Origin of the sequence: Kushneria pakistanensis (genome assembly GCF_014652795.1) — a bacterium.
In the GTDB taxonomy this organism is placed as follows: Bacteria; Pseudomonadota; Gammaproteobacteria; order Pseudomonadales; family Halomonadaceae; genus Kushneria; species Kushneria pakistanensis.
Genome location: NZ_BMZM01000002.1, coordinates 570,859 through 585,599 on the forward strand (window position 1 = coordinate 570,859; position 14,741 = coordinate 585,599).

Consider the following 14,741-nt stretch of genomic DNA (forward strand, 5'->3'; position numbering starts at 1 on the left):
CGAAAGGCTCCGATTACTGATGGTCGATCAGCACACGACCGGTCATCTCTTCCGGAGGCGTCTGGCCCATCATGGCCAGCAGTGTCGGGGCGATATCGCAAAGACGTCCGCCTTCAGAGAGCGAGGCCTTGCGCTGGCTGACGTACACCAGTGGTACCTGGAAGGTGGTATGAGCGGTCTGCGGCTTGCCGGTATCGGGGTCCACCATCTGTTCGGCATTGCCGTGATCGGCCGTGACCAGGCACTCGCCGCCGGCGCGCTCGATCGCCTCGACCACACGTCCCAGGCACTCATCCACGGCCTCGATGGCCTTCGTGGCTGCGGCCAGATCGCCGCTGTGGCCGACCATGTCGCCGTTGGCGTAGTTGCATACCACCAGATCAAAGCGCCCGGAATCGATCGCTTCGACCAGTTTGTCGGTAACCTCGAAGGCGCTCATTTCGGGCTTTTCATCGTAGGTTTTCACGTCGCGCGGGGAGTCGACCAGGATGCGCTCTTCACCGTCATAGGTCTCCTCGCGGCCGCCGGAGAAGAAAAACGTCACGTGGGCGTATTTCTCGGTCTCGGCGATGCGCAGCTGGGTCAGCCCCTTTGAGGCGACATATTCGCCAAGCGTGTTGGGCAGATCGCCCGGAGCAAAGGCCACCGGTACACCCAGGTCATCGGAATACTGGGTCATGGACACGAAATGCATCTTCGGCGTGCGATCACGCTTGAAGCCGTCAAAGCTTGCATCGACCAGTGCGTGGGCAATCTCGCGGGCACGGTCAGCGCGGAAGTTGGCAAACAGCACCGCATCGCCATCCTGAATGGTGACCCGGTCATCATCACTCTCGCGCAGACTGGTGGCGGTCACGAACTCGTCGGTTTCATCCCGATCGTAGGCTGCCTGAAGGGCCTGCTCGACATCGCTTTCGACATGCTCACCCTCGCCGTTGACCAGCAGCTGCCAGGCGGCCTGAACGCGGTCCCAGCGGTTGTCACGGTCCATGGCGTAAAAGCGTCCGATCATCGAGGCGACTCGACCCACGCCCATCTGGCGCAGCAGGGCGTCAGCCCGCAGCAGGCTGTCCAGCGCGCTCTGGGGGGCGGTGTCACGGCCGTCGAGGAAGGCGTGGATATAGACACGCTTCGCACCGCGCGCCTGGGCCAGCTCGGCCAGCGCCAGTACATGGTCTTCATGGCTGTGGACACCGCCCGGGGAGAGCAGCCCCAGCACGTGGACGGCCCGATCGTCTTTGACGGCAGCGTCGATGGCATCGGTCAGGGCGGTATTGTCGCCCAGCTCGTCATCACGAATCGCCTTGGAGATGCGGGTCAGGCTCTGATAGACGACGCGCCCGGCCCCCAGGTTCATGTGGCCCACCTCGGAGTTGCCCATCTGCCCATCGGGCAGACCGACGTTTTCGCCGTCGGTATTGATCAGGGTGTGGGGGTAGTCTGCCTGCAGCCGATCCATGACCGGAGTGTTGGCGGCGGCCACGGCGTTGTTGGCCGAGTCCGGGTTGTGGCCATAGCCATCGAGAATCAGCAGGGCGACGGGACGTGGTTGCTGCGATGTGGACATGATTTCGCCTCGGGAACACGTACATGTAAGCCCCGATACCGGGTTGCGCTGCTGGCGTGCTCACGCAGCAAGCGGCGCTATCAGGGCGTCGAAATGGTGGTCATCATAACCCAGCCGGTGCATGCCAGCATTGATCATCGGGGACGGACGACGGCCGGGTGCTTGTGTATACTGGGCGCGCGCCGGATTCCAGCTGCCGGGCGGCTTCCCCGAACTCGCAGGGTAGACCAGGCATGACCGCGCGCCGAGCCATTTTAAACGACCGGGGTCAAGATAATTTCCATGATCGATCAGCTGCTGGAGTTTGCCCAGAATCACCCCTTGCTGGTAGGTGCCTTTGTTGTGGTATTGCTGGCCTGGCTGGCCTTTGAATCCAGGCGCAGTGCGTCCGGTGGTGTCAGCAGCGGTGAGGCGACCAACCTGATCAACCGCGAGGATGCCATGGTCCTTGATGTGCGCGAGATCAAGGAGTTCAAGGCAGGCCATATCGCCGGCGCCGTCAACGTGCCTGCCGGCAAGCTTGATACCAACATGCAGCGCCTTGAAAAGCACAGGGACAAGCCGATCATCGTGGTCGACAAGATGGGCCAGCACGGCGGAAGTGTCGTCACGAAGCTGCACAAGGCAGGCTTTGCCGGCGCCCGTCGACTCAAGGGTGGTCATGCACAGTGGGTGGCCGACGGCCTGCCCGTTGTGACACGCTGATGTAACCTCTTCAAGCGATGGTGCTTGCTGGCTTCAAGCAATAGTTCTTACTGGCTTCAAGCAACAGTTATTACTTACTCACAGACCGGGAAACGAGCATGTCAGACAACAACGCCACCAGTGAGCAGGCCAATATCCAGTTCGCGCTGCAGCGCATCTACGTCAAGGACATCTCCTTTGAGGCGCCCAACTCGCCGGCGATCTTTCAGCAGCAGTTCAAGCCGCGGGTCAAGCTTGATGTCGACAACGATCACCGGCAGATCGGTGAAGGTGTCTATGAGGTCAGTGTTCGTGTGACCGCTCACGTCTACAACGGTGATGAAGAGTCCACGGCGTTTCTGGCCGAAGTCCAGCAGGCGGGCCTTTTCGCCATTTCGGGGCTCAGCGATGCCCAGCTTGACCACACCCTGGGCGCTTTCTGCCCCAACGTGCTGTTCCCCTACGCGCGTGAGTGCATCGACAACCTGGTCGGTCGAGGCACCTTCCCGGCGCTGATGCTTTCCCCGGTCAACTTTGATGCGATCTATGCCCAGAAACAGCAGGGCACGCCGCAGGCCGACGCCTGATGCGGCGAGGTCGCGAGTAATTCCATGCGCATTTACGTTCCTCAGGCGCTCAAACCCGGCGCCACTTTAAGACTGCCCGACGCCGCTGCCCATCATGTGGCACGCGTCATGCGTCGCCGAGAGGGTGATCTGCTGGCGCTCTTTGACGGCAAGGGCAGTGAAGTGACCGCTCACATCGCGGCCATTTCAAAGCGCGGCGATGTGCAGGTTACCCTTGGGGAGCGTCAGCCGGCGCTGCCCGAGTCACCGCTGGCGGTGCATCTGGGGCTGGCGGTCGGCAAGGGCGACCGGATGGATTTTGCCATCCAGAAGTCGGTCGAGCTGGGCGTGGCCGCCATCACGCCGTTGTATACCGAGTTTGGCGATGTGCGGCTCAAGAGTGAGCGGGCGCAGAAAAAGCGCGATCACTGGCAGGCCGTGGCCGTGAATGCCTGCGAGCAGTGTGGTCGTGCCACCGTGCCCGTGATCCATCCGCCCACGTCGTTGAGTGACTGGTTGCAGGCGCGTGATGAGCCGCTCAGGCTGGTATTGCATCCCTACGGCGCCACCGCGCCCATGAGTGATGCAGCCCCTGAAAGCGCGGCGCTGCTGATCGGCCCCGAAGGGGGACTGAGCGACAGTGAAGTGGCCAGTGCTCACGCGCATCAGTTCATGTCGTGGATCATCGGACCGCGCATTCTGCGCATGGAAACCGCCCCGATCGTGGCGCTTTCGCTGTTGCAGGCGCGCTTTGGCGATTTTGCCTGAGCGCTGAGCGCCTGCTGCCGTGAGATCTCCTCCCTGTCTTCGGGTACGTACCGCAACGGAACGTATTCGAAGATATTCTCGCCTTGTACCCCACCTGCTTCGACGCCTATAGCGCCTGTGTATTGGCACAAGTGGTCGTGAACGTCTGTACTTGAGCCAGCATCCAACCATTGGCAGGCGTGCCCTACGCCATTGCCCATCCGCCACAACAGGGAGTGTTTCATGGCCGACTATAGCGTTGCCGATATGCTGGTGCGCACGCTTTCGCGCGCCGGTGTCGAGAATATCTGGGGTCTGCCGGGAGACTCCCTTAACGGATTGACCGAAAGCCTGCGCCAGCAGGACGCCATCACCTGGCGGGGCGTACGCCATGAAGAAGTCGCGGCACTCGCCGCCAGCGGCGAGGCCGAGGCGCGCAATGGACTGACCGTATGCGCCGGCTCCTGCGGGCCCGGCAATACCCATCTGATCAACGGGCTTTTCGAGGCCCAGCGGGCAAAAACGCCGATGCTGGCCATCGCCGCCCAGATTCCCTCCAGCGAAGTGGGCCTGGGCTATTTTCAGGAGACCCACCCGGAGCAGCTTTTCAAGGAGTGCAGTGACTACTGCGAACTGATCTCCACGCCTGCTCAGGCGCAGCGCGTGATTGAAACCGCCATGCGCACGGCCATTCTGGAAAAAAGCGTGGCGGTGATTGTCATCTCCGGTGACGTGGCGCTCTCGCCTGCCGTCGAGCAGAAGATGCAGTGGAGCGCGCCGGTGGCGCCTGTCTCGGTGCCGCCCGAGCCCGAGCTTGATGAACTGGCCGAGCTGCTCAACGACAGCAAACAGGTGGCGATGCTCTGCGGTGCGGGTTGTGCCGGTGCCCATGATGAGGTGATTGCACTGGCCGAGCGGCTCAAGGCGCCCATCGTGCATGCGCTGCGTGGCAAGTCGCACCTTGAGTACGACAATCCCTACGATGTGGGCATGACCGGCCTGATCGGTTTCAGTTCGGGCTATCACACCCTCAAGGAGTGTGACTTTCTGATCATGCTGGGGACCAATTTCCCCTACCGGGACTTCTTCCCCGAGCACGGCCGCATCGTCCAGATTGATCTGCGCCCCGGGCATCTGGGGCGGCGCAGCACGCTGCTCAAGGGGCTGGTCGGCGATGTGAAGGCAAGCCTTGAAGCGCTTTTACCGCGTCTTGAGGAAAAAACCGACCGCGCCTTTCTCGACAAGGCGCAGGCCCACTATCAAAAGGCACGCGCGGATCTTGATGAGCTGGCCGTGCCGGCCGCTGAAGGCAAGCCGCTGCATCCGCAGTATCTGACTGCCCGCATCAGCGCGCTGGCGGCCGAGGATGCCTGGTTTACCGCCGAGGTGGGCACGCCTACCGTCTGGGCGGCGCGCTATCTGAAGATGAACGGCAAGCGTCGCCTGACCGGCTCCTTCATGCACGGCTCAATGGCCACGGCCATGCCTCAGGCAATGGGCGCTCAGGCGGCCCAGCCCGGGCGTCAGGTGATATCGCTGTCCGGTGATGGCGGCATCAACATGCTGATGGGCGATCTGATGACGCTGGCCGAGCAGCAGCTGCCCGTCAAGGTGATCGTCTACAACAATGCGACCCTTGGCTTCGTGGCCATGGAGATGAAGGCGGCAGGCTATGTGGATGAGGTCACCAACCTGCCCAGCGCCGATTACGCCCGTCTGGCCGAGGCAATGGGGATCAAGGGATTGACGGTCTCAAGTTCCGAGCAGCTTGATGGCGCGCTTGAAGAGGCCTTTGCTCACGATGGCCCGGTCATCGTTGATGTGAAGGTGGCCAAACAGGAGCTGTCCATGCCGCCGACCATCGAGGCCGCTCAGGCGAAGGGCTTTAGCCTCTACATGCTGCGGGCGGTGATGAGCGGTCGTGGTGATGAGGTGATGGATCTGGCCAATACCAACTGGCTCAGCCGCCTGGGGCGCAAGAAGAAGTAGTCATCATCCGAGCGTAAGGACCTGCTTGCGCTCGGGCGTTCACATGACAGGCGACAGACGACAAAAAGCCCCGGCCATGCCGGGGCTTTTTCATGTGTGGAGGATCAGAGGCGAGCCGATCAGCTTTTCTCGTCGATCAGCTTCTGGCGCGCCTGACGCTCCTGCTCTTCCTGGTACGTCGGGAAGTCGATATAGCCGCGGGCATCGCCACCGTAGAAGGTCGACGGGTCAAAGTCGGCCAGCGGCCAGCCGTTTTTCATCCGCTCGACCAGGTCCGGATTCGAGGTATAAACGCGACCGAAAACCGGCAGATCGATGGTGCCTTCACTGACCAGCTTCTCGGCTTCTGCCTGATCCAGATTGCCGGCCAGCAGCAGATTACCCTCATACACCTCACGAAAGCGCTTCAGATACTCGCGTGGCATCGGGTCCATGCCCTGGCCACCCTGATCATGCAGATGGACGTAGGAGAGACCGCGCTTGTTGAATTCACGCGCCAGATGCAGATAGGTCTCGCCGTTGTCGTCGTATTCCGGCATGTCAAAGAGCGTGCCATGTGGCGACAGACGCACGCCAACACGATGGGCGCCAATGAGCTGGCTGACCTCATCGACGACTTCGATCAGCAGACGACAGCGGTTTTCACGCGAGCCGCCGTACTGATCATCGCGGTCATTGACGCCGGGGTTCAAAAACTGCTCGAAGAGGTAGCCGTTGGCACCGTGAATTTCGACGCCATCAAAACCGGCTTCGCGCGCATTGACGGCCGCCTGGGCGAAGTCACGCACGATATCGCGCACTTCATTCGTCTCGAGTCGGCGCGGCGTGCTGGCCTTGAGCATGTCGGGGGTGCCCTGCTCGTTATAGCCAAACGCCATGCCGCCGGGCTTGTCGCTCGGGCCTACGGGCGCGGCACCGGCGATCTGCACGGTGGTATGCGACACGCGCCCGACGTGCCAGATCTGGGCAAAGAAGACCCCGCCACGCTCATGCACGGCGCGCGTGGCCTTTTGCCAGCCTGCGATCTGATCCGGTCCATAGATGCCGGGGTTATAGAGATAGCCCGTGCCCTGACGCGAGACCGGCGTGCCCTCGGAGATGGTCAACCCGGCACTGGCCCGCTGGCGGTAATAAAGGGCGCCCAGTTCGGTGGGGATGTCGTCGGGAGCCCGCGAACGCGTCATGGGAGCCATGACGATGCGGTTGTCCAAGCGAATGCCGGCAAGGTCAAAAGGCTCGAAAAGTGTTGGCATGGGGTTCCTCCCTGATAAAAGCCTGAGCATCGCCATCCAGCGATGTCCTGTCCTGCGAAAGTCTAGTCGCTTGCACGGGTTGCCCTGATAGTTTCCGGCCATGTCAGCGATTGAAAAGGATAACCCTGCGTACATGGACACAGCAGGTTCAGCCCTGGTCGAAGAATGGGGCTTGCGTCATACTGACGCCATTGGCGGCCGCCATAACATCACACGGCCGTGTTCTGGAGTTTTAAATGAGTGAACGTGCATTGAAGATCGCAGTGGTCATGGACCCCATTGCCAATATCGCCTGGAAAAAGGATTCGACGCTGGCAATGCTGTGGGCGGCCAAACGGCGGGGCCATACGCTTTACTATCTCGAACCCGGCGATCTTTATCTCAAGGACGGGCGCGCCATGGGGCGTCTGCGTGCACTTGACGTGTTCGAAAACGACCCGGCGCATTACTACACGCTCGGAGAGGTCGAGGCCGGACCGCTGGCCGACATGGACGTGATCCTGATGCGCCAGGACCCGCCGGTGGACGTCAATTTTACCAATGCCGTGCACTTGCTGGGGTTTGCCGAACGCGAGGGCGTGCTGGTAGTCAATCCGACCCGGGCGCTGTTGACCTGCAACGAGAAGCTCTACGCCCAGCAGTTCCCCCAGTGTCTGGTGCCCAGCATCGTCTCCTCCAATGACCGTGTCCTGCGCGAGTTCCACGCCGAGCAGGGCGATACCATCTTCAAGCCACTCGATGGCATGGGCGGCACCGGTATCTTTCATATCGCCCCGGACGGTCGCAACATCGGCGCGGTTATCGAGCAGCTCACTCAGCGCGGCACCGAGCAGATCATGGCGCAGCGCTATATTCCCGAGATCAAACAGGGCGATACCCGCATCCTGCTGATCGATGGCGAGCCGGTGCCTTATGGCCTGGCACGCATTCCCTCGGCCGGTGAGGTACGTGGCAATCTGGCGGCCGGCGGTCGCGGCGAGGCCCGCGAGCTGACCGAGCGTGACTACTGGCTGGTCGATCAGGTCAAGGACTCCATCAAGTCGCTGGGCCTGATCTTTGTCGGCCTTGATGTCATCGGTGACTACATCACCGAGATCAACGTCACCAGCCCCACCTGCGTGCGTGAAATTGATGCCCAGAAGGGCACCGATATTGCCGGCATGCTGATGGATGCGATTGAGCGGCGCTTCACCTGAGTTGTGACGTCACACCGGTATGGGAGTGTTACCATGCGCGCATCAGCGCTGCTGGCGCACGGGTGACGGCAGGCGCCGTCATCTGCATGACCCCATCGATACGCGCTTCTGCCTGCCGGCAGGGGCGCACGCTTGCGTTAAACCTCAGGAGGCCCATGCAAGGCTTACGCGATCACTTCCTCATGGCGATGCCCCATCTTGATGATGAAAACTTCGCGGGCTCGCTGACCTACATCTGCGACCATGATGACAACGGCACTCTGGGATTGATGATCAATCAGCCCATGGAGCTGACGCTGGAGGCGCTGTTCGAACAGCTCGAAATCGATGTCAGCGAGTGCCAGGCCCTGGCCACACCGGTACTCAACGGCGGTCCGGTGCACCGGGAACGCGGCTTTATCCTGCACTCCGGCAGCCCCGAGCACTGGGATTCCAGCATTCGCACCGGCGAGAACCGGGCACTGACCACGTCGATGGACATTCTGCACGCGATCGCGGCCGGCCGCGGCCCCGAGCAGTTTCTGATCTGTCTGGGCTGCGTGGGCTGGGAGCCCGATCAACTGGCCCAGGAGATCAAGGACAACACCTGGCTGACCGTGGAGGCCAGCGATGAGGTGATCTTCAAAACGCCCGCGCCGGCCCGGCTGGAAACTGCCGCAGGCCATCTGGGCGTTGATCTAAGCCTGCTCTCGCGTGAGGCCGGCCATGGCTGAGATGCCCGGTCAGCGGCTGGTGCTGGCCTTTGATTTCGGTGTACGTCGCATTGGCGTGGCGGTCGGCAACGAACTGCTGGGCAGCGCCACGGCGCTGGATCCCTTGACAGCGCGTGACGGCATTCCCGACTGGGATGTGATTACCCGCCTGATCGAGGAGTGGCAGCCTGATCTTTTTGTGGTCGGGCTACCGCTGAACATGGACGATACCGAGTCCGAGATGAGCCTGCGCGCGCGCAAGTTCGGCAAACGGCTGCACGGGCGCTTTGGCAAACCGCTGGAAATGTTCGATGAGCGCGGTACGACGCGCGCCGCCAAGGCGATTGCCCGCGAGGCCGGGCACAAGGGCAACTACCGCCAGGAAGGCGTCGACGGCATTGCCGCCGAGCTGATCCTGAGTGGCTGGTTCGCGCAGCAGGCCGGTGGCGCGCGGCTTGATATCCCCGCGCCGCGCTGACTTGTATCGCTTTATCTGGCTGCTCTGAAGCGCAAGTGACTGCTTACTTCAGGGTGGCGAAATCAGCATCATTGACGCCGATCTTCTGTGGCGCCTGCCAGCCCACCTCCCGCAGATTGCGATCAAAGCTGTCGGCCACGCCCATGAGCGTGGCAAAGATCGCCATGCGCACCGGGATGCCGTTGTCGGTCTGGCGAAAGATGGCCAGCCTCGAATCGTCGTTGAGGTCCACGTTGAGATCATTCGCCCCGGGGCGGCTGTCGCGCGGCAGCGGGTGCATCACAATGGTATGGGCACTGCAGCGCTGATCCAGAAAGGCGCGATCAACGCTGAAATCACTCGATAGACTAAAGCCTTCCACCATCTCCTGGGTAAAGCGCTCCTTCTGGATCCGCGTGGCATAGACCACGTCCACGTCGCTGTAGTCAAACTGCAGCGTATCGCGCTGATGCACCCGGTGGCCGGCGTTTTCGGCCCGATCGATCAGCTCAAGGGGCATCTCGAGCCCCGGCGGTGACACCAGCGTGATCTGCATCGGCGGATAGAGCGACAGCAGCTTCAGCAGGGAATGGACGGTGCGTCCGTACCTGAGATCGCCGGTCAGCAGCAGATGTGCGCCGGCCAGTTGCTTGCCCAGGCGCTCGAACTCCTTGTTGATGGTATAGAGATCCAGCAGGGCCTGGCTTGGATGCTCGCCCGGGCCGTCGCCGCCGTTGATGACCGGCACGTGGGTGGCGGCAGCAAACTCGGCCACCGAGCCCAGATCCGGGTGGCGCATGACAATGGCATCGACATAGCCGCTGATCACGCGGCTGGTGTCGTAAAGCGACTCGCCCTTGGCCATCGAGGAGAAGGTAAAACCGGTGGTGTCGCAGACGCTGCCACCCAGCCGGCTGAAGGCCGAGTGAAAGCTCATGCGCGTACGGGTACTGGCCTCGAAAAAGAGATTGCCCAGCACGGCGCCTTCCAGCACCCGCGTGATCTGGCGGCGCTGGGCGATGGGTTCCATGCGCCGCGCGACATCAAAGAGGTGATCGACATAATCGCGGGACAAATTATCAACGGACAACAGATGGGCACTCATGGCACTCGCCTCTGGCTGGGTCGAGGAGGAATACCGCCACAGCCGGCGCTGTGGGGCGAAGACGTGCGCTAGTGTAGCGCGACAGGGCCCGTGTCTTCACCGGAAGCTGCCGTGGCCCTTCGGGATGGGCGAGGACCGGTCAGCGCGATACACTGCGCACGCTTTTTCCATCAGGGCGACAGCCCCGTGTCAGGACGGTCATTACACATGCAGGCACTGCTGGAATCCATTCTCGATGAGGTGCGTCCACTGCTCGGTCAGGGGCATGTGGCAAGCTATATCCCGGCGCTGGCAGGAGTTGATCCCCACCAGCTCGGCATTGCCATGCTGGGCACCGACGGTGTGCTTCATCAGGCCGGCGATGCCGATACACCCTTTTCGATCCAGAGTATTTCCAAGGTGTTCAGCCTGGTGCAGGCCATCTCGCATACCGGGGAAAGCCTCTGGGAGCGGCTGGGGCATGAACCCTCGGGCCAGGCCTTCAACTCGATGGTGCAGCTCGAGTTTGAAAAGGGCCGCCCGCGCAATCCCTTCATCAATGCAGGCGCCCTGGTCATCGCTGATATCAACCAGTCACGCTACGCCGCGCCGATCCTGTCCATGCGCGATCTCGTGCGCCGGCTGACCGACAACGTGCATATCATTTCCGATCGGGTCGTGGCGGATTCCGAATACCAGTACCGGGCACGCAATGCGGCCATGGCCTATCTCATGCAGTCATTTGGCAACTTTCACAATGACGTGGACGCGGTGCTCAAAAGCTACTTCCACCACTGTGCGCTGACGGCGAGCTGTGTGGATCTGGTGCGCGGTGTCTCGTTTCTGGCCAACGGTGGGCGCTGCCTGCACAGCGATGAAGTCATTTTAACGCCGCGTCAGAACCAGCAGGTCAACGCCATCATGGCCACCAGCGGGCTGTATGACGAGGCGGGCAACTTTGCCTATCGCGTGGGGCTGCCCGGCAAAAGCGGCGTGGGCGGCGGTATCGTCGCCGTGGTGCCGGGGCGTTACAGCATTTGTGTATGGTCGCCGGCGCTCAATGCCAGCGGCAATTCACTGGTGGGCATGGCGGTACTGGAAAGGCTCAGCGAGCGTATTGGCTGGTCGGTATTTTCGCCGCTGGCCTATTGAAGACCTGCTGAAAGGGGCGGTGCAAACGCGCCAGTCAGTCCCTTTTATCAAACCCTCCTTGAACGCTTTACAGAGCGCTCTACGCTTGGAGAGACGCGCGCCGGGCAGTCTGCGGCGCAAGAGTTAATCCATGTTTCAAAAGGAGTTTGAACAGTGGCCAATTCAACCGATGCACCCCAGTCACAGCCGGGTGATGAATACAGCATGACCCCGAAGCCCGAATATATCCGGGAGAGTTATCAGGGCACCGGCAAGCTCAAGGGCAAGGTTGCCCTGATTACCGGCGGCGACAGCGGTATCGGTCGCGCGGTCGCCGTGCACTATGCTCGTGAAGGCGCCGATGTGGCGATCAACTATCTCGAAGAAGACCGCGACGCCGAGGATACCCGTACGCTGGTCGAGGCCGAAGGGCAGCGCTGTCTGGTACTCAAGGGCGATGTCGGCAGTGCAGACTTCTGCCGTGAGATGATCGAAAAAACCGTCAGTGAGCTGGGTGGGCTTAACATCCTAGTCAATAACGCCGCCGAGCAGCACGACTGGGATGACATCACCAAAATTCCCGATGAGCAGATCGAGCGCACCTTTCGCACCAACATCTTCAGCCACTTCTACACGGTCAAGTATGCGCTGGCGCACCTGAAGGAGGGCGACAGCATTATCGAGACCTCCTCTATCAATGCCTTCAAGGGCAACGATACGCTGATCGACTACACCGCCACCAAGGGCGCGATCCAGGGCTTCATGCGCTCGATGGCCATGTCGCTGGTTGAACGCGGTATTCGTGTCAACGCCGTCGCGCCCGGACCGGTCTGGACCCCGCTGATTCCGGCCACCATGGATGAAGAAAAGGTGGAAAGCTTCGGCCAGCAGGTACCCATGCAGCGTGCCGGCCAGCCCAGCGAGATGGGGCCGGCCTATGTCTACCTGGCAAGCGAAGAGTCTTCCTACATGAATGGACAGACCATTCACCTCAACGGTGGCGTTATCCTTAATACGTAATATTACGGTAAATTTTACGCCAAGTTATCTTTCGCCCGTGCCACATTCCGTGGTGCGGGCTTTTTTATGGCTATCCACATGTCTCAGTGTCTCGTAATGAAAGCCTTCTACCTGATAAATGGCTGGTGTGCTGGGTAGCGTACCCTTGCCTTCAGAAGCGACGGTAATGCCAACAACTTCGCCGATGATGGCGTGATTTACCATTCATGGCCCTTCTTGTTGTAAAAATACGGGTTCATCGTCCCATAGGGGCAATATTTTCCCTTGGGCGTATTATCCGGCGTGCCATATGCAGGGCAAGTTATGCATTTTGTGTTCTGATTAAATTTTAATCTAATGTAATTTTATTAAATGATAAAAATTATTACGTAATAACGCTGTGCCTTTAGATACGAAACAGCCGACGGCTGTTATCACGAATGGTTTCGGCAATTTCCTGTGGCGACTCGTCACGAATGGCGCACAGACTCTGCCAGATGTTCCTGATCCGCTCGGGGCGATTGGGCTCGCCCTGAAACCCCTGTACGGGCATGTCCGGTGAATCGGTTTCCAGCAGCAGTGACGACAGCGGCAGACGGGAAAGCGTGCGGCGGGTCTTGGTAGCGCGCTCATAGGTCATGGTGCCGCCCACGCCAATAAAATACCCCGCCTTGATAAAGGCCTGCGCCTGCTGCTCGCTGCCGGCAAAGCCGTGCACCACGCCGCACCTGGGCAGGTCCAGACGTCTTAAGTGCATCGCAAGCTTGTCGTGCGTACGCCGCGAATGCAGGATCACCGGTAAATCATGCTTGCGGGCCAGCCGCAGCTGGGCATCCAGCAGGGCTTCCTGACGGTCAAACTGTGGATTGTCGATAAAAAGATCCAGCCCGATTTCGCCGATCGCCACCAGCTTGTCGGGACGCTTTTCAAGCCACGTTTCCAGCTGCGTCAGATGTTCCTCCCTGAACTCACCGATGGCCATGGGGTGAATGCCGAGTGCGGCATACACCGGATCAAAACGATCGGCCAGCGCCATGACGCCTGCGAAGCGGTCCGCCGCGACGCCCACCGCAATCATTTTCTCGACGCCAGCGTCCGCTGCTCGCTTCAGGCTTTGCGTTTCATTACCGCAAAACGGCGGAAAATCGAAATGACAATGGGTATCCACAAATTGCGGGGTCATGCCGGTGCTCTCCTGGTGTCAGTAAAATCGGTGTCATTAGCCTGATTGCCAGCCTGGCGAGCTGAAAAATTGCCCTCGATAACCCGTTGGGCAATCACGTGATCAGACGCTTGCTGGATATCCTGTCAGCATTCTAGCCATGCCGGCATGTAGTGCCCTGTAGCGAAGGGTGGATTGCAGGGCGCGCCCAGGCGTCTACGCTTTAGACATTCGTCGGAATACGACTGGCGCAGGAAGCGGATGGTCGTATTCATCAATGACATGTGGCTTTAGGCCAACCAGTGACAGGGAGATAGCGTCATGGCACAACAGATTCCCCCGCAAAAGCAGGACCATCAGCCCGGCGTTGAAGGCGAGATGACCCCGCCGGCTGAATTCATGCATGCCGACTACCAGGGCAGCGGCAAGATGCAGGACATGGTTGCCATCATCACCGGTGGTGACAGCGGCATCGGCCGCGCTGCTGCCGTGCATTTCGCGCGTGAAGGCGCTGATGTGGCCGTCATGTACCTGGAAGAACATGAAGATGCCGAAACCACGAAGCAGATGATCGAGGCCGAAGGCCGTAAAGCGCTGCTGATCAGTGGTGATGTCGCCGATGCTGACTTCTGCCGCGACTCGGTGCAAAAGGTGGTGGACACCTTCGGCAAGCTCGACGTGCTGGTCAACAACGCCGCGCAGCAGGTATTGCACAATCTTCCCGAGGAGACCTCGGACGAAGAATGGCGCCGCACCTTTGACGTCAACATTCATGGCTATTTCTACATGGCCAAGGCTGCTATCCCGCATCTGCGCGAGACAAGGGGCGCGGTGATCAATACGACCTCCGTCAACGCCTTTGCCGGCAATGCCAACCTGCTGGCCTACACCACCACCAAGGGTGCCAATGCCGGTTTCACCCGCGCACTTTCCAAAATGTGTGTCGGTGACGGCATCCGCGTCAATCAGGTCGCGCCCGGCCCGATCTGGACGCCGCTGATCCCCTCTACCATGGGGCAGTTTGACGAAGAGATGGTCGAAGACTTCGGCAGCCAGTCGCCGATGGGGCGCGCCGGTCAACCCTCGGAGCTGGGGCCTGCCTATGTCTATCTGGCCTGCCGCGACAGCAGCTATGTGACCGGCCAGACCATCCACGTCAATGGCGGCATGATCGTCAACGGCTGATGGAGGGGTCGCATTGCAGAGCGCATGTC

Annotated in this window: 15 protein-coding genes; 10 read left to right on the plus strand and 5 right to left on the minus strand. The window is 60.7% G+C overall.

Annotated features, from left to right (window positions below):
* Positions 1-13: 13 nt before the first annotated feature.
* A complete protein-coding gene (gene gpmI / locus IE123_RS08025) occupies positions 14-1,567 on the minus strand; it encodes a 2,3-bisphosphoglycerate-independent phosphoglycerate mutase (protein ID WP_189516902.1) in 1,554 nt (517 codons plus the stop codon).
* 282 nt (positions 1,568-1,849) lie between these two features.
* Between gpmI and IE123_RS08030 the strand changes: the two genes are divergently transcribed.
* The 4 genes from IE123_RS08030 (at position 1,850) to poxB (ending at position 5,553) form a co-directional block, all read left to right on the plus strand.
* Positions 1,850-2,272 carry a rhodanese-like domain-containing protein gene (locus IE123_RS08030; protein ID WP_189516904.1) on the plus strand — a complete coding sequence of 141 codons (423 nt, stop codon included), beginning with the start codon at positions 1,850-1,852 and terminating at the stop codon, positions 2,270-2,272.
* A gap of 98 nt (positions 2,273-2,370) precedes the next feature.
* Entirely contained in the window at positions 2,371-2,838 is a 468-nt protein-coding gene (gene secB / locus IE123_RS08035) for a protein-export chaperone SecB (RefSeq protein ID WP_189516906.1), read from the plus strand.
* A gap of 24 nt (positions 2,839-2,862) precedes the next feature.
* Positions 2,863-3,585: a 16S rRNA (uracil(1498)-N(3))-methyltransferase gene (locus IE123_RS08040; RefSeq protein WP_189516908.1), complete on the plus strand. Its 723-nt coding sequence runs from the start codon at positions 2,863-2,865 to the stop codon at positions 3,583-3,585.
* A 222-nt stretch (positions 3,586-3,807) separates the two neighbouring features.
* A complete protein-coding gene (gene poxB / locus IE123_RS08045) occupies positions 3,808-5,553 on the plus strand; it encodes a ubiquinone-dependent pyruvate dehydrogenase (RefSeq protein WP_189516910.1) in 1,746 nt (581 codons plus the stop codon).
* Between the two features lie 119 nt (positions 5,554-5,672).
* Here the strand turns inward: poxB and IE123_RS08050 are convergent, their stop codons facing one another.
* Positions 5,673-6,806, minus strand: a complete 1,134-nt coding sequence (locus IE123_RS08050) for an alkene reductase (RefSeq protein WP_189516911.1) — start codon at positions 6,804-6,806, stop codon at positions 5,673-5,675.
* Positions 6,807-7,042: 236 nt separating this feature from the next.
* Here IE123_RS08050 and gshB point away from each other — a divergent pair, with 236 nt between their 5' ends.
* The 3 genes from gshB to ruvX all read left to right on the plus strand — a co-directional run bounded on the left by gshB (position 7,043) and on the right by ruvX (position 9,172).
* Positions 7,043-8,002: a glutathione synthase gene (gene gshB / locus IE123_RS08055; protein ID WP_189516913.1), complete on the plus strand. Its 960-nt coding sequence runs from the start codon at positions 7,043-7,045 to the stop codon at positions 8,000-8,002.
* Positions 8,003-8,157: 155 nt separating this feature from the next.
* Complete coding sequence (locus IE123_RS08060; RefSeq protein WP_189516915.1) at positions 8,158-8,715, plus strand: YqgE/AlgH family protein; 558 nt, start codon at positions 8,158-8,160, stop codon at positions 8,713-8,715.
* Positions 8,708-9,172, plus strand: a complete 465-nt coding sequence (gene ruvX, locus IE123_RS08065; protein ID WP_189516917.1) for a Holliday junction resolvase RuvX — start codon at positions 8,708-8,710, stop codon at positions 9,170-9,172. Before IE123_RS08060 ends, ruvX begins: the two co-directional genes overlap by 8 nt.
* Positions 9,173-9,215: 43 nt before the next feature.
* Here the strand turns inward: ruvX and pyrB are convergent, their stop codons facing one another.
* Entirely contained in the window at positions 9,216-10,256 is a 1,041-nt protein-coding gene (gene pyrB / locus IE123_RS08070; protein ID WP_189516919.1) for an aspartate carbamoyltransferase, read from the minus strand.
* Positions 10,257-10,463: 207 nt separating this feature from the next.
* Here pyrB and glsB point away from each other — a divergent pair, with 207 nt between their 5' ends.
* Entirely contained in the window at positions 10,464-11,387 is a 924-nt protein-coding gene (glsB, locus tag IE123_RS08075; RefSeq protein ID WP_189516920.1) for a glutaminase B, read from the plus strand.
* A gap of 153 nt (positions 11,388-11,540) precedes the next feature.
* Positions 11,541-12,386 (plus strand): SDR family oxidoreductase, encoded by an 846-nt coding sequence (locus IE123_RS08080; protein WP_268246941.1) that lies wholly within the window; start codon positions 11,541-11,543, stop codon positions 12,384-12,386.
* A 24-nt stretch (positions 12,387-12,410) separates the two neighbouring features.
* Here IE123_RS08080 and IE123_RS08085 read toward each other — a convergent pair whose 3' ends face one another.
* Together IE123_RS08085 and IE123_RS08090 are read right to left on the minus strand one after the other, a co-directional pair.
* Positions 12,411-12,590 carry a hypothetical protein gene (locus IE123_RS08085; protein WP_189516922.1) on the minus strand — a complete coding sequence of 60 codons (180 nt, stop codon included), beginning with the start codon at positions 12,588-12,590 and terminating at the stop codon, positions 12,411-12,413.
* Positions 12,591-12,771: 181 nt separating this feature from the next.
* Positions 12,772-13,548 carry a TatD family hydrolase gene (locus IE123_RS08090; protein ID WP_189516929.1) on the minus strand — a complete coding sequence of 259 codons (777 nt, stop codon included), beginning with the start codon at positions 13,546-13,548 and terminating at the stop codon, positions 12,772-12,774.
* Positions 13,549-13,848: 300 nt separating this feature from the next.
* Between IE123_RS08090 and IE123_RS08095 the strand changes: the two genes are divergently transcribed.
* A complete protein-coding gene (locus IE123_RS08095) occupies positions 13,849-14,712 on the plus strand; it encodes an SDR family oxidoreductase (protein ID WP_189516931.1) in 864 nt (287 codons plus the stop codon).
* Positions 14,713-14,741: the final 29 nt, after the last annotated feature.

Coding starts and splice junctions, on each gene's coding strand:
- gpmI (WP_189516902.1), bottom strand. CDS start 1,567: ATGTCCACATCGCAGCAACCACGTCCCGTCGCCCTGCTGATTCTCGAT.
- IE123_RS08030 (WP_189516904.1), top strand. CDS start 1,850: ATGATCGATCAGCTGCTGGAGTTTGCCCAGAATCACCCCTTGCTGGTA.
- secB (WP_189516906.1), top strand. CDS start 2,371: ATGTCAGACAACAACGCCACCAGTGAGCAGGCCAATATCCAGTTCGCG.
- IE123_RS08040 (WP_189516908.1), top strand. CDS start 2,863: ATGCGCATTTACGTTCCTCAGGCGCTCAAACCCGGCGCCACTTTAAGA.
- poxB (WP_189516910.1), top strand. CDS start 3,808: ATGGCCGACTATAGCGTTGCCGATATGCTGGTGCGCACGCTTTCGCGC.
- IE123_RS08050 (WP_189516911.1), bottom strand. CDS start 6,806: ATGCCAACACTTTTCGAGCCTTTTGACCTTGCCGGCATTCGCTTGGAC.
- gshB (WP_189516913.1), top strand. CDS start 7,043: ATGAGTGAACGTGCATTGAAGATCGCAGTGGTCATGGACCCCATTGCC.
- IE123_RS08060 (WP_189516915.1), top strand. CDS start 8,158: ATGCAAGGCTTACGCGATCACTTCCTCATGGCGATGCCCCATCTTGAT.
- ruvX (WP_189516917.1), top strand. CDS start 8,708: ATGGCTGAGATGCCCGGTCAGCGGCTGGTGCTGGCCTTTGATTTCGGT.
- pyrB (WP_189516919.1), bottom strand. CDS start 10,256: ATGAGTGCCCATCTGTTGTCCGTTGATAATTTGTCCCGCGATTATGTC.
- glsB (WP_189516920.1), top strand. CDS start 10,464: ATGCAGGCACTGCTGGAATCCATTCTCGATGAGGTGCGTCCACTGCTC.
- IE123_RS08085 (WP_189516922.1), bottom strand. CDS start 12,590: ATGGTAAATCACGCCATCATCGGCGAAGTTGTTGGCATTACCGTCGCT.
- IE123_RS08090 (WP_189516929.1), bottom strand. CDS start 13,548: ATGACCCCGCAATTTGTGGATACCCATTGTCATTTCGATTTTCCGCCG.
- IE123_RS08095 (WP_189516931.1), top strand. CDS start 13,849: ATGGCACAACAGATTCCCCCGCAAAAGCAGGACCATCAGCCCGGCGTT.